This is a genomic window from Acidovorax sp. 100 (genome assembly GCF_003688355.1).
Classification (GTDB): Bacteria; Pseudomonadota; Gammaproteobacteria; order Burkholderiales; family Burkholderiaceae_C; genus Acidovorax; species Acidovorax delafieldii.
Window position 1 is genome coordinate 979,289 of the sequence record NZ_REFD01000001.1, and the last position, 19,903, is coordinate 999,191.

The window sequence follows — 19,903 nt, forward strand, 5'->3', positions numbered from 1 at the left end:
TCAACCTTTGCCCCGTTGCCCTTGGCGGCGCAGCACCCGCTGCGGCACGCCCGTTTATTGACCCCAAGGAGCACACACCCATGAGCCACTTTTTCGCCACCGAACACACTGCCATTGCTGACATCCAGCTCACCGACACCGAGCGCCAGCCCTGCGAGGTCTGGACCCGCGTGATGGGCTACCACCGTCCGGTGGCGAGCTTCAACGTCGGCAAGCAGGGCGAGCACCACGAGCGCCGTTTTTTCTCTGAGCAGTCGCGTGGTTGCAGCAACATCCGCTGAGGCGCTGCGCGTGGGCGGCCTCACGCCGCTCACCACCATCGACTTCCCGGGCCGGCTCGCGGCGGTGGTGTATTGCCAGGGCTGTCCCTGGCGCTGCAGCTACTGCCACAACCCCGAACTGCTGGACGCCACGGCACCCGCCGCGATGCCGTGGCCGCAGATGCGGGTGTTTCTCGAAAGCCGCCGGGGCCTGCTCGATGGTGTGGTGTTTTCTGGCGGCGAGCCCACCTTGCAGGCCGCGCTGCCCGCAGCCCTGGCGGAAGTTCGCGCCATGGGTTTTGCTACCGGTCTGCACACCGGGGGCATGTACCCCGAACGACTGGCCGGTTTGCTGCCGTTGCTGGACTGGGTGGGGCTGGACATCAAGGGACCCCAACATCGGTACGACGCCATCACGGGTGTGCCGGGCAGCGGGGGCCGTGCATGGGAGTCGCTGGGTCTTCTGGTGGCCAGTGGCGTGGCGTACGAGTGCCGCACCACCTGGCATGCCGGGCTGTTCCCAACCGAGGAACTGCAGGTGCTGGGCAACACGCTGGCCAACGCGGGGGCCGTGCGGTGGAAGTTGCAGCCCTGCAACGTTGGGGGTGATCCTACGGCGGCGCGCCCGCAGAAAAGCGAACAGGGCAGCCACGTCGTGTCGTAGGCCGCCCTGGTCGCGTGGGTTCAGCGCTGGTTTCAGCTGCGGCCGGGCACCCAGCCGAGCAGGCCCGGTTCCTTGCGCCATGCATCGGCAAAAACGACCAGGGAGGCCACGGCCCAGAACACCAGGTATTCCACCCCGGACTTGTTCCAGTACCAGCCCACACCGTTGACGATCATGATCGCGCCCGCAGCCACAACCATCAGGCCAGCGGACAGGAGCGCCGCGTACTTGGTGAACACGCCCATAAGCAGCGCCACCCCCACCGCGAGTTCCATGCAACCGGACAACACCACAAACACCTCCGGCGGCTGGAAGCCGGCCTTGCCGAAGAACACCACGGTGCCTGCAAAGCCGACGATCTTGGACAGCACATGGGGCAGGTAGAAAAAGCCCACAAGCATGCGCAGGACGCGCATCAGGGGATCGTTCGCCTCACGGGAGGCGAACGAGGAAGCAGTGAGTGGGAGCGATGACATGATGACCTCGACAACGGTGCACCTTCCACGTGCGAGGCGGCGAAACCTTTTGGGCCTTTGCCTGGCAACCCCGTTCGTACAGAAGGTGAGGTCAGTGTATTGGTCGAGAATTTGTTAATAAATCAGGCAATACAGAACACACTGGTGCGCCATTGGTGCTGATATTGCGCCTAATGATTGATGCATATCAAGCACGGCGGGCGCGTGTTGCGCTGGTGTTTTGGGGCCTCCACGGCAAGGCATACAAACTCCTCTCCCCCGGCTACCCCACCCAGCCGGGCTAGGTGCTTGTGCACACCCTCAACACCTCCGCCCCATACGCCTCCAGCTTCTTCGCTCCCATGCCGCTGATGCCTTGCAAGTCATCCAGCGACCCCGGGTTGCGCTCGGCAATCGCCGCCAGGGTGGCGTCATGAAAGATCACATACGCGGGCAGGTTGTGCTCGCGTGCCACTTCGGCGCGCCAGGCCTTGAGGTTGATGAAGCGCACCTGTGCGTCGGGCCCCAGATTGGCGGCAGCGGCTGGCGGTGCGCTGCCCTTGCGCGTGCGCTTGGCGGGGGCGGACGACACCGATTCGCGCAGCTGCACCGGCACCTCGCCCTTGAGCACGGCGCGCGAGCCCTCCGTGAGGCACAGGGTGTCAAAGCTGTGGCCGCTGTCCAGCATCACCTTCTGCAGGCCGAGCGCGCCCGTGGCGATCAGCTGGCGCAGCACGCCGCGCAGTTGGGGCTCGGTCAGGTCCGCGCCAATGCCGAAGGTGGAGATTTTTTCGTGCCCGAACTGCGCGACCTTCTCGGTCTTCTTGCCGCGCAGGATGTCCATGATGTGCCCCGTGCCAAAACTGATACCGCTGGCCTGGTTCACGCGGTAGATGGTGGACAGCAGCTTGCGCGCCGCGTCGGTCGCATCCCAGATCGCGGGCGGTGTCAGGCAGTTGTCGCAGTTGCCGCAGGGCGTGGACTGCTCGCCGAAATAGGCCAGCAGCCGCACGCGGCGGCAGTCGGTGGCCTCGGCCAGCGCCAGCAGCGCATCGAGCTTGCCGCGCAGCGCCTGCTTGAACTCCTCGCCCGCGGGGCTCTCGTCGATCATGCGGCGCTGGTTGACCACGTCGTTCAGGCCATAGGCCATCCAGGCATCGGCATTCAGGCCGTCGCGGCCCGCGCGGCCGGTCTCCTGGTAATAGCCCTCGATGTTCTTGGGCATGTCCACATGGGCCACAAAACGCACGTCAGGCTTGTCGATGCCCATGCCAAACGCGATGGTGGCCACCATCACGATGCCCTCTTCGCGCAGAAAGCGGTCCTGGTTCTTCTGGCGCACCTTGGTGTCCAGCCCCGCGTGGTAGGGCAGGGCGGTGATGCCCGCGTCGCTCAGGGTGGAAGCCAGCTCCTCCACGCGCTTGCGCGACTGGCAATACACCACGCCCGCCTCGCCCGCGTGCTCGCGCTCGATGAAGCGCAGCAGCTGGGTGGTGGCGTCCTTCTTCTCGACGATGGTGTAGCGGATGTTGGGCCGGTCGAAGCTGCTGATGAACAGCCGCGCGTCTTCCAGATGAAGCCGCTCGATGATGTCGGCGCGTGTGAGGTCGTCGGCCGTGGCCGTGAGCGCAATGCGTGGCACGCCCGCATAGCGCTCGTGCAGCACCGTGAGCGCGCGGTATTCGGGGCGAAAGTCGTGGCCCCACTGGCTCACGCAGTGCGCCTCGTCGATGGCAAACAGCGAGAGGTGGCCGCCTTCGTACAGGCTATCGAGCAGGCCCAGAAAACGCGGCGTGTTCAGCCGCTCGGGCGCGGCGTACAGCAGGGTGATGTCGCCAGTCTGCAGGCGCAGCTCCACATCCTGTGCCTCGTCAAAACTCAGCGTGGAGTTCAAAAAGGCCGCATCCACCCCCGCCTCGTGCAGTGCCCCCACCTGGTCGTGCATCAGCGCGATCAGCGGAGAGACCACGATGGTCACCCCGCGCCCCTGCCGCTGGCGCACGATGGCCGGCACCTGGTAACACAGGCTCTTGCCGCCGCCGGTGGGCATGAGCACCAGCGCATCGCCACCGGCGATCACGTGCTCAACAATGGCCTGCTGCGGGCCGCGAAACTGCTCGTAGCCAAAAACGTCCTGCAAAACGGCATGGGCAGGGGACAGCGCGGGAGACGGGCGAGAGGACAAGCGGATACTCTGAAATGGATAGCTGCAAGCGCATATAAATCAAGCGCTTGGTGCCGATAAGGCCAGTATTTTCTGGCGCGCCAGGGCTTGGCCCTGAGCGCGGCAGGCGCATATTGTGCGCTGCAAGGGCTTAGGGGCCGCACTTTCTACAATAGGGGCCTATGCAAGCCCTCCACTACACGCGCGCTGCGCAACTGCCCGACATCCTCGCCCAACGCATCGTCATCCTCGACGGCGCCATGGGCACCATGATCCAGCGCTTCAAGCTGGGTGAAGCGCAGTACCGGGGCGAGGGCTACACCGGGCCGGATGGCGCGGGGGACCGGTTCAAGGACTTTGCCTACGACGTGAAGGGCAACAACGAGCTGCTCAGCATCACCCGGCCCGACGTGATCCGCGATATCCACGAGCGCTATCTGGCGGCTGGCGCCGACCTCATCGAGACCAACACCTTCGGCGCAACCACCGTGGCGCAGGAGGACTACCACATGGCCGAGCTGGCGCGCGAGATGAACCTGCGCTCGGCCCAGCTGGCGCGCGCCGCTTGCGACAAATACAGCACGCCCGACAAGCCCCGCTTTGTGGCCGGCGCCCTCGGCCCCACGCCCAAGACGGCCAGCATCAGCCCCGATGTGAACGACCCCGGTGCGCGCAACATCGACTTTGAAACCCTGCGCGCTGCCTACTACGAGCAGACCGAGGCGCTGGTCGAAGGCGGCGCCGACGTGCTGCTGGTCGAGACCATCTTCGACACCCTGAACGCCAAGGCGGCGCTGTTCGCGATTGACGAGTTCTTTGAGAAGAGCGGCGAGCGCCTGCCGCTCATCATCAGCGGCACCGTGACCGACGCCTCGGGCCGCATCCTGTCGGGCCAGACCGTCACCGCCTTCTGGCACAGCGTGCGCCACTCGCGCCCGCTGGCCATTGGCCTGAACTGCGCTCTGGGCGCCACGCTGATGCGCCCCTACATCCAGGAGCTGAACCGGGTGGCCGAGGACACCTTCATCAGCTGCTACCCCAACGCCGGCCTGCCCAACCCCATGAGCGACACCGGCTTTGACGAAACGCCAGAAATCACCAGCCGCCTGGTGCATGAGTTCGCGGCCGAGGGGCTGGTCAACATTCTGGGCGGCTGCTGTGGCACCACGCCGGACCACATCGGCGCCATCGCCAAGGCAGTCGAGAACGTGCCCACCCGCAAGATGTTCTACCCCGCAGAAGCCTGAATTTGAGTCGAATTGGCTGCTGGCGCCTGTTCTATATGCGCTGGTAGCTATAAAAATAGTAGTCAATGCCGTACCAGCGCAGTGCGGCAGCCCATTGCAAGGCGCCGCTGGGTGCGGCAACCTTGCAATCCCCCCTTCATTGCGCCTTCCCGTTTCGCCGTCTGGTCCGTCCATTCCATGCTTGATACCGCCACCCCGCCCGCCTCTTCCTTTGTGGAGGGCGACGACGCTGCCGCAGCGGCTGCCAAAGCCGCCGCCCACGCCGCGCTCAAGCTCGAAAAGCGCCTGGTGCGCCAGGTGGCCCAGGCCATCACCGACTTTGGCCTGATTGAAGACGGTGACAAGGTTATGGTCTGCGTCTCGGGTGGCAAGGTTATTAGCACACCCTTGAGTTTGTAAAGAATAAGGTCATCTGGCAGTCGTAGTGGAAGTCCGGCCGAGCGCAGCGAGGCCCTTCAATCAAGTTGAAGTCGCAGCGAACTTTCAGCTGTCTAAACATTGGTTCAAAAGATATGCAAATCAGGGCAATTGGCGTGTGTCGACCGCAGGTGATCGGCGCGGCGTTGTTGATGTGACCTCGGGATCGAACACAAGAGGCACTTGGCACGCGAGCTAAGCTTTCCCCCACCTCACGAAGCAGCTTGCGCGAAGTTGGCCTGCTTAGGTACGGCGGATCCTCAACCCCACTTCGTCATGAGTGCCTGAGTTGGTGCACTCACTATGGACGAGTGCTCGGAGGTTGTTTGCTATATCAGCAAAAGTGCAACTGTTTAGGACGCGTAGGCTTTTTGTCATCGGTCGTACTGGCCGCACTCGCCGACTGGCTCCAGTAATTCTTTTCACGCTAGGTGTGTACGTGACGTTTCTTGTCGTACAAACATTTAGGTGGCGCCGGACAATATCTCAAAAGCGTCCTCTCGCAGGATGAAGAAATACTCCCCAGATTCCAAGTCAGTCCGGCCCCGCAGTCGCAGGCGGGCTCGCTTGCTTTGACATCTTGCAATTGCAGCAGGCAATCAGTCGTTCTTTCGCAAGTTGGATGCCGCTTTTGCGCCCATCTGCCCTCAATAACTCCCTGCAGACGCACTTGTCCCCATCGCCCCAGCGTGCGCATCAGGTTGTGGGAGGCCATCGTCAGCACGAACATCTGGTCCACGCGTTTGACCCCACGCACCATCACCTGCCTCATGCCGCCCACTGTCTTGGCCCAGCCAAAGCCTTGCTCGATCAGCCCCCCCATAAACCAATGCATCTGCGAAGACTGTGCGTCAAAGCAAGTGGGTTCTCCTGGCTCATCGACCGGGCGCTGCACAAGCACGGCACGAGTGGCGAGGCCGTCTTAAGGAGCGTTGCCAAGTGATCGTTCGGTCGATCCTGTGTTTGGCTGCGTTCAAGACAGCCGTTTCAAAGCAAAGGCCGTAGCACCTTCCTAAAAATGTGCTCCGCCTGCTCCTGCCCCCGCGTCGGGTGATTCAAAACATCCAGCCAGACCTGGATCACATCGGCCACCATCACCCCATCCCGCCGCACCGCCCCACGAAACGTCGATTCCGGAAACCTTGCCACCCGCAGCAACACGTGCGGCGCCTCCTTCGGAAAAGGCTGGAGGGCATTCCATGGATTGGTCCCTGGAAACGCCCGATTGAACCGAGGCATACGGCGAACGCTGATGTACCTGGGCACACCGCTCACATGCCCCACGCGGAGCCCATCCGCTGCCGCAAACAGCCCCAGGCAGGCATCTCCTTCGACTTTGTTCAAGAGCTCTTGAACACGTTCGCCAATTTGTATGTTGGCCAAGAACCGGGCAGGCACATCTGCTGTGCCGTACGGCGCGACTGCGCTCCAGCGCTCGAACAGCTCCTCTTTCTGCACCAGCGTGAGGAACTCCTCGAACTCCAGCAGGAATCTCTCGCGCCGCAACTGCTGCAAGAACCTGGAGGCAGTCATTGCGGAAACCTGCGCAGCCCGCGCAAGCTCCACCCCATTGCGGTACCGGCCCCGGGGAGCGTTCAACATCCCCTCTGGCAGCTCTGGCGCCAACAAGACCTTCAGCATCCACTGGTTCAGATCAGAAAACAGGTTGTCCGTGCGAATCAGCGTGCTCTTGACCTGTCGTGGCCTGTAAGGAACGGCACTGTGGAGATCTGACAGTCCCTCCCCCCGAAACTCACTAGCCCCCTCCGCAGAGACGAAGCCCACGGCAACCTCCGCCGCAAACTCCTGCGCAAAAGCCATCACACTGGCAATGAGCGCTCTCGGCGCATGGTCCACATGCACCACGGCCAGGGGAATGGATCCACGCGACTGAAGGGCATATGCCCGGGCCTCAAGCACGGCTTGGGACAACAGCGGAATCACGCGGTCCGCCCGCCCCTCTGATGTGGCTTTGAGTACCACCCCGTAGCGCGTACCCCGCCGCCGAACGACGAGGTCCGGCCCCGTGCTGCCGGGCTCACTGGCCTGGACCTTCCAACCCTTGGATTCGAACAGCCCAGCCACGCGCTGCAGCGCTTGCGCAGTTCGTGGCAATGTCTTGGAGGAGGGCATGACGGCGACGACAGTAACACGGCCATGTTATCTAACGCGCGCGTGGTAGGCAAACACGCGGATTGCATCGTCATGTCGAGGCTCGGCTCCAGGGTTGCGAGTGGCAGGGCACGAGACCAGAATGCGGAATGGCCCACACCAACGACGCACATCTCCAACAAGTTCTGACGGACCTGGTCCAGCAGATCGTGGTGGAGTCTGGTAATCCTGAAGGCTTCAACGCCGAGGCTTGGCTGCAGGAGTGGCTAGCGGCGCCACTTCCCGCATTTGGAAACCGCCGCCCGTTAGATGTGCTGCAAGAGCCCGAAGGGCTGGCCGTGGTCCGAGCGACGCTCTTGCAAATCCAGAAAGGCAGCTTCGCCTAGTTCCCGCAAGACGCTGCGCCCCGCACGCAGCGCTGAATAGACCTCAGGCTTTCGCAGCCTGGCGAATCTTCTTTGCGGCCTTGGCTGGCCCCATGTTCACCACTTCCTCAATCTTCGCCAGCTGTTTGGTTCGGGGGTGAGCCTGCCCCTTCTCCCACCGCGAGTACGTGAGTGGAGAGACGGCCAGCAAAGCTGCCATCTGAAGTTGCGTCGCTTCCAGTGCTTGGCGCATCTGGGTCAGCATCACCGGGGCGAACAAGAACTCCTCGCGTGCGGCGCGTCTCGAAACTTTGGGTTGATCAGATGGTGCAGCCACGCCCCCAACCTTGGTCTGGCGTTGAGCCGCCTTCAGCTGCGAGGTGAGGCTCTTCACTTCCCGCTTCAGTGCCGCGATCTCCGATCGGTGGCCGGTGATCGCCTTGCGCATGCCCTGGAGTTCAGGTTTGAGCTCCTTGCGCGCCATGCGGACGACTTCAGTGCGAAAGGCATTGGAAAATGTATTCATGGCCCTGATAGTACGAGATGCCACTGCCTGCCACCCGAACACCAAATCGACATGGTTACGGCGCCATATCCCGCCAGAGCGGGGCCGTTCTTCGTACTTGGAGTCAGCCCGTAGCCGGCTTCGCGAGGCAGGCGTACGAGCATGGTGAAACGGGTGGATCGTTCAATCAACGTGCCGATGGCAGACCTGTGCAGACCGCTGATCAGGTCCCCTTCCCCGTGACCAGCAACGGCACGGTCCTCGGCCTCTGCAGGCCGGCTGGAGATCATTACTCTTCGCTAACGTACGCCCATGTTTAAGCTTGCGCTCTGGCCCGGGGCATGCGTAATGCGCGGCCTGTGCGCAGTAGGTCGCCAACCCACGCGTGAGAGCTCCGCGGCCCTGGATGTGCGGTGCATGGTAGAAAAATTCATGGGAGATCCGCATGACGGATCGTAGGGGAAGTCGACCCGCAAGCCTTGAGAATTTGCTCTGGTGACCACCCGCTTCTGGTTTGGACCACTGGCATCAAAATCACGCTGCAGATAGTTTGGCGCGATGTGGGTCTCAGTCTGTTGCCTAGATTGCCAGGTTTTGACCCCTCTTCGCCCCATGAAACTCGCAGATCTTCAGTACACCCCCCAATCCAACCTCCTGGCCCCACAGCTTCTTATTCGTGTTCAGCATTCCTGCGCCCGTGCAGGCACGGTGGAAATGGGGATCCTCCGTCGTGGGGACATTGCCCGCTTCACGCGCGGCCCTCATTGTGGAATCGCCGCCCCTTACTTTGGTGGAACTGCCCGGGGCACTGTGCACTTTGGATCACTCCGCTATTGACAGGTTGGCACTTCGCTTCCGCGCAAAGCTTGCAGGACAAGATGAGATAGAACTCCGATCGCGGTTTCGTCGTCGATAAATCGGTCTGGAAAATCACCCGTCGCTGCTGTCCAGTTGTAGCAAGCGTATTCGATCATCGACGTGACTGCTGAAGCGACAAGTTCCGGGTCCAGGCCCACGCTACCGCCGCTCTTCTGGGCTGCGCGCACGACCGCTGCGAATCCCCGAATCCCTTGCTGGCGAATGTTGTGCCATGAACGCGCGAACTGCTTGTCGGTCATCGACATCTGGAAGGCTGCAGTTGCGATCGGCCAATCCTCGCGATAGATCCGCCAGAACGTACGAAGTCGATTCTCCAAATGCGCTGAGGGATCCTCATCAGCGCGCAGCGGAGCGTTCACTTCAACTCGAAGACGGTGCTGAAAGACCGCAAGAAGCTCGTGCAACAGTGCTTCTTTGCTTTTGAAATGCACATAGAACGCGCCTGGTGACTTGCCCACTGCGGCCATGACATCCGCGACCTTCATCCCGGCGAAACCATCGATCGCGATTACCCGTTTCGCGGCTTGCGTGATGGCACTGCGCGTCAGCGTCCCCTTCGTTACTCGCGGCAAGGGCTCATTTAGTTCTGAATCGTCATTCATGTGCGAAATTTTGACATGTGGAAGTCGGGTGCGTGGAGCAAATCATAGTGGAAACCCCTAGTAGGAAGGACCTTTACTGCAAAAGTGAATCATGATTTACTATGCGTGTCTTCGGGATTGCACGACGCTACACATAGTAAGAGTGTTCAATTTCGGCTGTCATTGGCTTGGTGAACACGAATTCATTTTTTCGGATGGACTGTCCTGTTCAACATTTGGCGTTGCTGCTCTTTCCTTGGAATGCGGGATCGGAAATGCAGCAGCGGCCTTGCCAAGGCACCTAGATGACAAAGAGACATCAACCACCTTTTTGGAGTACTCATGCAAAACAGCTTCGTCAATACCTGCGGAGGTCGCGCAGCGGCAACGCTTGACTCTGTACCAGTGTTTGATCCCGCCACGCTAGAGGTGGTGGCCAACGTGCCGCAGTCCTCGTCAGAGCAGCTAAATGAAGCCGTGGTGGCTGCTCGCGCCGCCATGAAATCGGCCTGGTCTAACGATGCTGCGCTGAGACGCGAGGCCATTGGCAAGTGTGCAGACCAGCTGATAAGCCATGAAGAGGAATTGGCCGAGGTGCTCAGTCGAGAGCAGGGCAAGCCGCTCATGGCGGCACGTAGAGAGATAGAGATGGGGGATCGGCTGCTGCGCTACTTTTCGACGCTCGTCGAAGACGACAAGATCATTCGGCAAAACGAGGATGGATTGGTTCGCGCGATACGTGCCCCCATCGGCGCAGTCGGTCTCATCGTGCCGTGGAATTTTCCTGTGACCATTCTGATGATGAAGCTGGGTCCGGCGTTGTGGGCGGGGAATTCGGTCGTGGTTAAGCCGGCGCCAACCACCCCCTTGACGACATTGCGCATTGCTCAGTTGTTTGCCCAGGTGCTTCCCCCTGGAACCTTCAACACCGTCACTGGAAACGGAGACATCGGCGAAGCGCTGGTCAGACATGAAGGCCTCGGAAAAATTTCATTTACTGGATCGAGCCCAACTGGCAGACGCGTCATGGCAACGGCTGCAGAGTCGTTGAAGCGCCTGACCCTCGAACTCGGGGGTAACGACGCAGCGATCGTCTTGCATGACGCGGATCCTGCAACGATCGCACCCCGCCTCTTTGCAAATGCCTTCGGCAATGCCGGCCAGTTGTGCTGCGCGATCAAGCGTCTGTATGTTCACCGTCGAGTCCATGATGAGGTCGTTGAACGTATGACTGCGATTGCTGCGGGTTGGCGCGTTGGGCACGGCTTGTCGCCTGACACGCAGATGGGCCCGCTACATACGGCAACTCAGCGGAACCACGTTCGCGACCTTTTGACGGACGCGAAGCAAAGAGGCGGCCGAATCCACACTGGTGGGGAGGCGATTGGTGAATGGCCGGGTCACTTTCTGCGTCCGGCAATCGTCAGTGGTCTCGCGGACGATGCTCGCCTGGTTGCCGAAGAGCAGTTCGGCCCAGCGCTGCCCATCCTCGCCTTCGACGAAATTGATGAAGCGGTTGCGCGGGCCAACGCATCGCCGTATGGCCTCGGAGGCTCTGTCTGGTCGGGTGATCCGGACGTTGCGGCAAAGGTGGCTGCACGCCTTGAGGCAGTCAACCTGTACGTGAATCAGCATGCGGTTCCGCCTGACCCGGCAATCCCCTTTGGCGGGACCAAGGCCAGTGGGTTCGGCTACGAGCTCGGCGAGTGGGGCGCGGACGACTTCAGTGTGCGCAAAGTCCTCAATGTGCCAAGAGGTGTACTGGTATGAGGACGATGCGTGCGGCCATTCAATTCAAGCCGGAAGCACCGTTAGAGGTCGTTGATGGGGTTGAAATCGACGACCCGGCTCGCGGCGAAGTGCTGGTTCGCGTGAGCCATTGCGGGGTCTGCCAGTCAGATCTGGGCATCGCTGCAGGAAAGCTTCCCTATCCGTTTCCCGTCATTCTTGGCCACGAGGCGGCCGGGTCCATTGCAGCCGTTGGCGAAGGCGTGGATGACTTGAAGGTGGGAGATCGCGTAGTGCTTTCCATGAAGGCACCTTGTGGAAACTGTGCCAGTTGTCTGTCTGGTCAGCCCGTGATGTGCGACCGATCGGGTGGGCCACTTAGCCCGCTGGATCGAGCTGCGGCACTTCCGCGGGTCCGACTGCGAGGCATGCCGATTACGCGTGGCCTGCGTCTTGGCGCTTTTGCTGAGTTCGTCCTTGCCGAGCGCAGCGGGGTTGTCGCCGTGCCCGAAGGCCTGCCTTTGGCGCAGGCCTGTCTTGTCGGTTGCGCCGTGCAAACCGGGCTCGGGTCGGTGCTGAACATCGCCCAGGTGAAGGGTGGCGACATTGCTGCGGTCATCGGGACAGGTGCTGTTGGCTTGTCTCTTATTGGAGCCCTTCGAGTCGCAGGCGCACGCGAGATCGTCGGGATTGAAGTCCATGAGCAGCGTCGACAAAGCGCAATTTTGTTTGGTGCTGACAGTGTCCTTGACCCAACGACACCCGATTTTGAGTCGGATGTCTCCGGGCTAGTTTCCAGAAAAGGTGGCTTCGATCACGTCTTCGACGTTGTTGGCAGCGCCCAGACCTTGGCATACGCCTCCAAGCTCGTCCGTAAGGGAGGCGCTATCACTCTCATTGGGGTCCCGCCCGTCGGAGTGCCGCTTGCCATTCCGGCTTTGGACATTGTGATGCGCCAACTCACGGTGCGCGGCTCCTTCCTCGGCAACAGCCATCCGCAACGCGACCTGCCGCGCTATCTCGACCTGTGTTGCGGCGGGCGCTTCGATCTCAGCGCCTTGCTCACGCGTCTTCGCCCACTGGAAGAAATCAACGAGGCGTTCGATGACTTGCGCCAAGGCGTAGGTATCCGAACGGTGCTGACACTCTGAAGCACGAAATGGGTCAATTTGAAGCTCAACAACGAACTGGAGACTGACATGAAGACAAGCAATCCATCCCGCCGTTCCATGATCGCCACGCTGCTTTCCGCGGCTGCGCTACCCGTCTTAGGCCAATCCGACGAAGCTTCGACAATTGAGTGGGTGGTGGGGTTTCCACCTGGCGGTGGCGCCGACTCGAGCTCGCGGTTTCTTGCGGAACTCATGTCCAAGAATCTCGGCCGAACCATCATCGTGACAAACAAGCCTGGCGCTAGCACGCAAATTGCTGCGGACTATGTCGCCGCAGCGAAGGGCGGCAACATGATTTTCACTGCCGACTTCTCTACGTTGGCAACGAACAGCAGCCTGTTCCCGAAGCTTCGCTACTCTCCTGAGCGGGATTTCATCGTGCTCGGCATGCAGGCCCGCACTCCGATGGTTCTAGTGGGATCAATGGACGTTCCGGCGAACAACTTCAAGGAGCTTGTCGCTTGGGTGAACAAAAGTCCGCAAGAGTTGTCTTACGCGTCCGCAGGCCCAGCTACTCCACATCATCTCGCAGCCGAGTTGTTGAAAGCCCAATCGGGTCTGAAGTTGGCACACATACCCTACCGAGGTGCAGCCCCAGCAATTCTCGATGTGGTTGCAGGGCAGATTCCACTTGGCATGGCTGACTTGGCGACAGCCCGTCAGTACATCGTTGCGGGGAAGATCAAAGCATTCGGTATTTCAAGCGCCAAGCGCTCTCTGAACGTTCCTAACGTTCCCACGTTCATCGAACAGGGTCTACCCGAATTCGAGACCTATGCGTGGCAAGCCGTGGTGGTGCCTTCGAAGACACCCCCGGCGCAGGTCAGTCGCTTTCGCGAAGCGTTGGTTGCGGTGCTCGACAGCCAGGCCGTCAAGGAGCGTTACGACGTTCTCGGATTCGAGCGCATGTTGGGCAGCCGCGAGGAGGTCGCATCGTTCATCGCGCGCGAGCAAAAACGCTGGGCGCAAGTAATCAAGACCAACAACATCAAGCTCGATTAACGCCGGGTCGGAGATCACTAGGAGTACATCATGAACAACAGTTCTCTTAACTCGGCAGTCGCGGTTCAGGTCCCCAACTTCGAATCTATGTTGGATCCATACCCCGAGTACGCGTCCTTGGCCGCTGCTGGTCCGGTGCGCGTCTTGAAGAGTCACGTCGGCGTTGAGTACTACGGAATCTTCGATTCGGACCTCGCTCGTCAGGCCTTGCGCGATCAGCGCATTTCGAAGTCGGCTGCGGCAATGCACAAAGCGCTGGACCGACAGGGCCTCGAGGCCGCCAGCGCTGGCTTCCCAATCTCTGCGGTGAAGGGCAGCAATTTGCTCAACACCGATCCGCCAGAGCACACGCGCCTGCGTCAGCTCGTCAACCTGTCGTTCTCGCCCCGTCGCATCGAATTGCTGCGAGAGCAGGTCGAACGTCTTGTTGTGGAGGTGATCGATAACTTGCGTGGCAAGGATCAGGTCGATCTTGTCTCGGGGTTCACCTACCCCATCGGGTTAACAATGATCTGCAACGTCCTTGGCGTACCACCTGCCGACAGGGGGGAATTCCGCCATCTCGCCACGCAATCCATGATTCCCGGTGCGTCGAATCAAGCCGAGTGCAGGGCCAAGTTGCTGCACTACCTTGCCGGACTGGTGGCGGCGAAGCGCGATTCCATTGACCCCGACGTTGCACCGGACGAGCAACCGGACGTGCTTTCCGCCATGTGCGCATCTCGGCTCGCCTCCGACGTGTTGACAGATGAAGAACTGGTGAGTATGTCCTTCCTGCTGCTCATCGCCGGGCACGAGACCACGGTGGGTTTGATCGGAAACGCGCTCATCCTTCTTGACCGGCACATCGAGCAGCGTCAGAAACTAATTGCGGATCGAGGCTTGCTGCAACAGATGGTGGAAGAGGTCGCACGTTTCGACGGGCCTGTGCACCAAACTACGATGCGCGCGACGCTGGAAGACGTCGATCTTGGCGGCTCGGTTATCCCTGCAGGCAACTTTGTGCGGGTCTTTCTCGCGCACTGCAACCGTGACCCGAAGGTATACAAAGATCCGAATCAATTCGACATCACTCGCAAGCCAGTGCCTAACTTGGCGTTTGGTCATGGACCACACTTTTGCCTGGGTTCTTTCCTCGCGAAGCTTGAAGCGCAGATTGCAATTAGTAGTTTTTTAGATGCCTTTCCGGAATATCGGCTGGTTGGAGGCACTGACGCAATCGAATGGGCAGGCACTGTGGTTCGAGCTGCGTCAAGGATCTCGGCGTCTCTTTCGGGCCGCATTTCATGACATCCAGACCTCGCACGAACTTTTGTTCACGGTCGATCAATAAAGCATAGGAATTTACGTGCAAGCATTTATCTACGATGCCGTCCGTACGCCTCGGGCGCGCGGCAAATCTAACGGATCGCTTCATACGCTCTCGCCACTTGAACTGGCCAGCACTGTGCTGCGCGCGCTTCCCGAGCGCAGTGGCTTCGATTCCGCGCTGGTGGACGAAGTGATCATGGGCTGCGTTGAAGCGGTCGGCGATCAAGGCGCCAACCTGGCTCGCTCGGCGGTATTAGCTGCGGGCTATGGAGATAAAGTGCCAGGTTTCATGGTGGCCCGCTTCTGTGGCTCTGCACTGGATGCGGTCAACGCCGCCGCTGCGAAGGTAATGAGTGGCCAAGCAGACTGCGTAGTTGCAGGAGGGGTGGAAATGAATTCCCTCGTGCCGATGCTGTTTGGTACGGGGGGACCTTCCGTTTCTGATGTCTTCTTTAACGACCAAGTTATGCAGACACCGCAAGGTGTGGCTGCCGACCTGATCGCTACCCTGGAAGGTTTCAAGCGAAGCGACGTGGATGCATTTGCCGCAGCGTCCCACCAGCGCGCGGCGGAAGCACAACGCGAGGGCTGGTTTCGGGGATCTATCGTTCCAGTTTGCGATGCCAACGGCACGCTCTGCCTGGCGCAAGACGAGTTGGTTCGGCCGGAAACGACTGTCGAGTCGCTCGCCAAACTGAAGGCTTCGTTCCTAACCAGCGGCGAGAAGATGGGCTTTGATGCGACTGTGCGCTATCGCTATCCGCAAGTTGATCGGATTGACCACATACACCACGCCGGGAATTCCTCGGCGATTTCCGATGGAGCTTCGGCCGTCTTGATCGGCAGCGAAAAAGTAGGATCCCGCCTCGGAAGGTTGCCGCGCGCTCGGATCGTGGCAACTGCAAGTGCCGCTGCCGACCCTTGCATCATGCTCACCGCACCCACGCCCGCTACCGAGAAGGTACTGGCTCGGGCGGGACTCAGCATTGGGGACATCGACCTCTTCGAGGTCAATGAGGCATTTGCATCCGTGGTCCTGAAGTTCATGAAGGATCTTGGCGTGCCCCACGAAAAGGTCAACGTTGCGGGCGGAGCCATCGCGCTTGGTCACCCCGTCGGCGCCACGGGCGGTATGTTGATCGGCACTATCGTTGACGAACTCGAACGCCGTGGCCTGCGCCGCGGCCTCGTGACGATGTGCACTGGCCTTGGCATGGGCGTGGCCACCATTGTTGAACTGGTCTAGGGAATATCGAAAATGATCAACTACGAGAAAGACGCCGACGGCGTAGCCCACATCGTCTGGAACAACCCGGACAGCCCCGTCAACGTGAAGAGCGACGTGGCGATCACAGCCTTTGCTGCGGCTGTCGATGAGGCAATCGCCGACGAATCCGTAAAGGGGGTGCTGGTGCGCTCAGCCAAGCGTGATTTCGTGGCCGGAGGTGACCTACTTGAACTCTACGCCGCGCGCACCGTTGAGGAAGCAAATGCAAAGGTGGATGCCATAAGTTCCTGCCTGCGGCGTATGGAGCGCTCGGGAAAGCCTTTTGTGGCAGTGCTCAATGGCTCTGCGCTTGGTGGCGGCCTCGAACTGGCGATGGCCTGCCACCGCCGTGTGGCAGCTGACGATCCGCGTCTGAAGCTTGGCCAACCCGAAGTCACCTTGGGCCTGATCCCTGGTGCCGGCGGCACACAGCGGTTGCCGCGCCTGATTGGGATTGCTCCAGCGTCCAAACTCCTGTTGGAAGGCAAGCCGATCGGTGTGCAGGAGGCACTCAAGCTCAAGCTCATTGACGAGATTGTGCAGGCGGACAAGCTGATTGATGCTGCACGCGCTTGGGTGCTTTCCGGGCCGGATGCACAGCAGCCTTGGGATCGGAAAGGTTTCGAGTATCCGGACTTCGAACCGCAGTCGCTCAAAGGCCGCGCGTTCTTCTTCAATGCCTGGCCGCAACTGCGCCGCAAGACACCTCCTGGCGACTATGCGCCGGGAGCACTGCTCCAGGTGCTGGGTCAAGGGCTCGAGCGCGACATCGACGCCGGGTTGGTGATCGAGAAGCGTTACTTCGCCCAGGCTGTGATCTCCCCTGCGGCCAAGAACCGCATTCGTACTCAATTCATCGCTGGCAACGCCGCTCGGAAACAAAAGCGCAGAGATGCGGTGACGCCTCCATTCGAACCGCGTCGAGTGGGGGTGATCGGCGCAGGCCTCATGGGCGGCGGTATCGCCCTGGTCTGCGCGCGCGCTGGCCTGCAAACGGTGTTGCTCGATAGGGACCAGGAAACAGCAACGCGTGGCCTCGAGCGTATCGCCAAGACGCTCGACGGTTCTGTCGAACGCAAATTGATGACCGCACAGGAGCGCGAGGCTATTCTTTCGCGGCTCGAGGCCGGCGCGGACTACGGCATGCTCAGAGGCTGCGAAGTCGTCGTCGAGGCGGTGATCGAGGTTCCCGAAGCAAAGACCGACGTGTTCGCTCGAGTCATTGCCGCCGCCGGCCCCGATGTGTTGCTTGCAACGAACACGTCCACACTTTCGATCACGAACCTGGCCAAGGGCGTCGCTCAGCCAAAGAACCTGATCGGCCTGCACTTTTTTGCGCCGGTCGACCGGATGGCACTCGTGGAAGTGATCATGGGTCACGATACGTCTGCCGCGACCATGAGCCGCGCGCTCGACCTGCTCAAGTTGCTGCGCAAGACGGCAGTTGTCGTGAACGATGGGCCGGGTTTCTATACCTCTCGGGTCGTTGCAGCGTACACCCGTGAAGCGCTGCATATGTTGAAAGAGGGCATCTCACCCGCTATCGTCGACAACGCAGCAGTGATCGCGGGGTTCCCCATCGGGCCTCTGACCATGGGGGACCTGACGTCCTACGATCTGCTCACAGACATCTTGGGCAGCCTTGCGCGCGACGGTCGGGGAACGGCTTCGGACTCTCAGGGTGCCCTCGAGGCTGCCGAGCGCCTGGTAGCCGCCGGGCGTGTCGGCCGTAAAGGCGCGGGTGGGGTGTACGACTACTCCCCTGAAGGAAAGGTGATCTGGGAGGGGCTGTCCAAACTGTTTCCGCCGGCGGAAATTCAGCCCGCAGTCAGCGAGGTCGCAAAGCGGTTGTTACATATCCAATCGTTGGAGACGGTGCATGCCATCGACGAAGGCGTCGCCAGTGACCCGTTGGAGCTCGACGCGGCCGCAGTGCTTGGCTGGAGCTATCCAATCTGGCGCGGTGGCGTGCTGGGTCATATCGACGACGTGGGATTAGCGCAATTCGTTGAGGAGTGCGAAGCCTTGGCCGCCCGCTTCGGGAAGCGATTCGAGGCGCCAGCGTCGCTGCGCGATCGGGCGAAATCAGGATCGAAGTTTCATTCGATCGGAGAGACAGCGTGAGCTCCCTGACCATGGACAACGCAGACGAGGTTCTGCGCGAGGTGATGCCCGGTTGCGTGCGTTCCTTGTCGATCACCGTCGACAAATTGGGGGAGAACGCAGCGAGCCTGAAGATGCCATCGAGTGAGGCAGCCTGCCGCGAAGGCGGTTTTTTTTCTGGCCAGGCGATCGCCGCGCTCGCTGATTCGGCCATGTGCTTTGCCCTATGGTGCGATGGCCGCGGCAGACGTCCGGTTGCCACAGTCGATCTGCACGTGACCTACATGCGCGGCCTTGGCAACGAGAGCTTGGTTGCTCATGCGGAGGTAGTACGTTCAGGCCGAACCTTGAGCTTTGCCAAGGTGCAGATCGTCGGAGCTGATTCGGGCCAGTTGGCCGCAACCGCAATCGGAACGTTCGCTTGGCCGGCTTGACCGGTCGAGCACATCAAGTTGGAGACAAGGTATGACAAGCACCACGAAACCCAAGATCCTCGTCGCCGGCGGAGGCATCGGCGGATTGACGGCCGCACTGTCGCTGCTGAAGCGAGGCTTTCCCGTCCAGGTCTACGAACAAGCCAAGCAGCTAGGCGAGGTTGGTGCCGGCTTGCAGTTGAGCGCTAATACGAACCGAGTGCTGTTCGCGCTCGGCCTACGCACTCAGCTGGAGGCTGTCGTTTCACGCCCAAGCGGCAAACAGCTGCGGCTGTGGGATAGCGGTGAAAGCTGGGATTACTTCGATCTGGGAACAGTCTCGGAACACAAATTCGGTGCGCCGTACTTCACTGTCTATCGGCCGGACCTTATGAACATCCTGGCATCGGCAGTCGAGGCTGCCAGCCCAGGAACGATCAATTTGGGCAAGAGGATCAAGAACGTCAGCCACGACGCTGATGTGGCGCAACTGGAATTCGAAGACGGCACGTCCGCATCAGGCGACCTCGTCGTGGGCGCCGATGGCGTGCATTCGGTCATCCGCAGTCAGATATTCGGCGATGGCGAGCCTGTGTATTCCGGCAACATGGCCTGGCGCGGCGTGATGAGGATGGACCAGCTGCCCGCGAAACTGCAGCAGGCTACTAGCGTCCTTTGGGTGGGACCAGGGGCACACATCGTGACCTACCCGATACGTCGGAACGAGCTCCTCAACTTCGTCGGGGTCGTCGAGAAGGCTGAGTGGACGTCGGAGTCCTGGTCGCAGCAAGGCTCGCATGAGGAACTGCACGAAGACTTTTCCAAATGGCATTCTCACGTGCACGCCCTTATCGACCAGATCGAAACCCCTTTCAAATGGTCCCTGCGAGGGCGCAAACCGCTTCAGCGTTGGAGCACGGGGCGTATCACGTTGCTGGGCGACGCTTGCCATCCCACCCTGCCATTCCTGGCACAAGGTGCTGCGATGTCCATCGAAGACGGGTACGTGCTGGCACGGGCCCTCGACGAGAAGTCGGACATCGGTGCTGCACTGCAGGCCTACGACGGGGCGCGAATTGAACGCGCGAACAAGATCGTGAGCAAGGCCGAGGAAAACGGCAAGAGATTCCACAACGACGAGATGCTCGATCCCACCAAGGCTCGCGCATTCGTCAATCGAGAGTGGAGCGAAGAAAACGTCAGCCAGCGATACGACTGGTTGTATTCGTACGACGCCGAACGTATCGCACTCTGATCA

17 protein-coding genes and 3 pseudogenes are annotated in these 19,903 nt (G+C 60.8%); 13 read left to right on the forward strand and 7 right to left on the reverse strand.

The genetic code is table 11. The features are described 5' to 3' along the window. Positions 1–80 precede the first annotated feature (80 nt). Positions 81–281, forward strand: a complete 201-nt coding sequence (gene nrdD, locus C8C96_RS04595) for an anaerobic ribonucleoside-triphosphate reductase (protein ID WP_121941582.1) — start codon at positions 81–83, stop codon at positions 279–281. Next, the gene (locus C8C96_RS04600) at positions 259–924 is read left to right on the forward strand and encodes an anaerobic ribonucleoside-triphosphate reductase activating protein (protein WP_121941583.1); all 666 of its coding nucleotides are present in this window, start codon (positions 259–261) and stop codon (positions 922–924) included. Before nrdD ends, C8C96_RS04600 begins: the two co-directional genes overlap by 23 nt. A gap of 32 nt (positions 925–956) precedes the next feature. Here C8C96_RS04600 and C8C96_RS04605 read toward each other — a convergent pair whose 3' ends face one another. Next, positions 957–1,340, reverse strand: a complete 384-nt coding sequence (locus C8C96_RS04605) for a DoxX family protein (protein ID WP_199737438.1) — start codon at positions 1,338–1,340, stop codon at positions 957–959. A 340-nt stretch (positions 1,341–1,680) separates the two neighbouring features. After that, on the reverse strand, positions 1,681–3,540 hold the full coding sequence (gene recQ / locus C8C96_RS04610) for a DNA helicase RecQ (RefSeq protein WP_121943877.1): 1,860 nt from the start codon (positions 3,538–3,540) through the stop codon (positions 1,681–1,683). A gap of 185 nt (positions 3,541–3,725) precedes the next feature. Here recQ and C8C96_RS04615 point away from each other — a divergent pair, with 185 nt between their 5' ends. Continuing rightward, positions 3,726–4,790 carry a homocysteine S-methyltransferase family protein gene (locus C8C96_RS04615; protein WP_121941585.1) on the forward strand — a complete coding sequence of 355 codons (1,065 nt, stop codon included), beginning with the start codon at positions 3,726–3,728 and terminating at the stop codon, positions 4,788–4,790. Positions 4,791–4,967: 177 nt separating this feature from the next. Further along, a pseudogene (locus C8C96_RS04620) lies at positions 4,968–5,162 on the forward strand (tRNA 2-thiocytidine(32) synthetase TtcA); the annotation flags it as partial. 703 nt (positions 5,163–5,865) lie between these two features. On the opposite strand, the pseudogene C8C96_RS04625 reads toward C8C96_RS04620, so the two are convergent. Both C8C96_RS04625 and C8C96_RS04630 read right to left on the reverse strand, forming a co-directional pair. Next, positions 5,866–6,021, reverse strand: a pseudogene (locus C8C96_RS04625) (transposase); the annotation flags it as partial. Between the two features lie 173 nt (positions 6,022–6,194). Then, positions 6,195–7,340: a hypothetical protein gene (locus C8C96_RS04630; RefSeq protein ID WP_147455644.1), complete on the reverse strand. Its 1,146-nt coding sequence runs from the start codon at positions 7,338–7,340 to the stop codon at positions 6,195–6,197. A gap of 128 nt (positions 7,341–7,468) precedes the next feature. Between C8C96_RS04630 and C8C96_RS04635 the strand changes: the two genes are divergently transcribed. Continuing rightward, complete coding sequence (locus C8C96_RS04635) at positions 7,469–7,705, forward strand: MbcA/ParS/Xre antitoxin family protein (protein WP_121941587.1); 237 nt, start codon at positions 7,469–7,471, stop codon at positions 7,703–7,705. 43 nt (positions 7,706–7,748) lie between these two features. On the opposite strand, the gene C8C96_RS04640 is transcribed toward C8C96_RS04635, so the two are convergent. The 3 genes and pseudogenes from C8C96_RS04640 to C8C96_RS04650 form a co-directional block, all read right to left on the reverse strand. Continuing rightward, positions 7,749–8,210: a helix-turn-helix transcriptional regulator gene (locus C8C96_RS04640; RefSeq protein WP_121941588.1), complete on the reverse strand. Its 462-nt coding sequence runs from the start codon at positions 8,208–8,210 to the stop codon at positions 7,749–7,751. 47 nt (positions 8,211–8,257) lie between these two features. Next, positions 8,258–8,691: pseudogene (locus C8C96_RS24990) on the reverse strand (transposase); the annotation flags it as partial. 328 nt (positions 8,692–9,019) lie between these two features. Continuing rightward, entirely contained in the window at positions 9,020–9,670 is a 651-nt protein-coding gene (locus C8C96_RS04650) for a TetR/AcrR family transcriptional regulator (RefSeq protein WP_121941589.1), read from the reverse strand. Positions 9,671–9,991: 321 nt separating this feature from the next. Here C8C96_RS04650 and C8C96_RS04655 point away from each other — a divergent pair, with 321 nt between their 5' ends. From C8C96_RS04655 to C8C96_RS04690, 8 genes are read left to right on the forward strand one after another with little or no spacing between them, the layout of a single operon-like run. Next, positions 9,992–11,419, forward strand: a complete 1,428-nt coding sequence (locus C8C96_RS04655; RefSeq protein ID WP_121941590.1) for an aldehyde dehydrogenase family protein — start codon at positions 9,992–9,994, stop codon at positions 11,417–11,419. Between the two features lie 5 nt (positions 11,420–11,424). Continuing rightward, positions 11,425–12,528, forward strand: coding sequence for an alcohol dehydrogenase catalytic domain-containing protein (locus C8C96_RS04660; protein WP_158605745.1), 1,104 nt, complete (start codon positions 11,425–11,427; stop codon positions 12,526–12,528). A 48-nt stretch (positions 12,529–12,576) separates the two neighbouring features. After that, positions 12,577–13,551: a tripartite tricarboxylate transporter substrate binding protein gene (locus tag C8C96_RS04665; RefSeq protein WP_233584153.1), complete on the forward strand. Its 975-nt coding sequence runs from the start codon at positions 12,577–12,579 to the stop codon at positions 13,549–13,551. A gap of 30 nt (positions 13,552–13,581) precedes the next feature. Then, the gene (locus tag C8C96_RS04670) at positions 13,582–14,841 is read left to right on the forward strand and encodes a cytochrome P450 (RefSeq protein WP_121941593.1); all 1,260 of its coding nucleotides are present in this window, start codon (positions 13,582–13,584) and stop codon (positions 14,839–14,841) included. 58 nt (positions 14,842–14,899) lie between these two features. Continuing rightward, positions 14,900–16,108 (forward strand): acetyl-CoA C-acetyltransferase, encoded by a 1,209-nt coding sequence (locus tag C8C96_RS04675; protein ID WP_199737439.1) that lies wholly within the window; start codon positions 14,900–14,902, stop codon positions 16,106–16,108. A 12-nt stretch (positions 16,109–16,120) separates the two neighbouring features. Next, complete coding sequence (locus C8C96_RS04680) at positions 16,121–18,253, forward strand: 3-hydroxyacyl-CoA dehydrogenase NAD-binding domain-containing protein (protein WP_121941595.1); 2,133 nt, start codon at positions 16,121–16,123, stop codon at positions 18,251–18,253. After that, on the forward strand, positions 18,250–18,666 hold the full coding sequence (locus tag C8C96_RS04685) for a PaaI family thioesterase (protein ID WP_121941596.1): 417 nt from the start codon (positions 18,250–18,252) through the stop codon (positions 18,664–18,666). Before C8C96_RS04680 ends, C8C96_RS04685 begins: the two co-directional genes overlap by 4 nt. A 31-nt stretch (positions 18,667–18,697) precedes the next feature. Further along, the gene (locus C8C96_RS04690; protein WP_121941597.1) at positions 18,698–19,900 is read left to right on the forward strand and encodes an FAD-dependent monooxygenase; all 1,203 of its coding nucleotides are present in this window, start codon (positions 18,698–18,700) and stop codon (positions 19,898–19,900) included. Positions 19,901–19,903 lie beyond the last annotated feature (3 nt).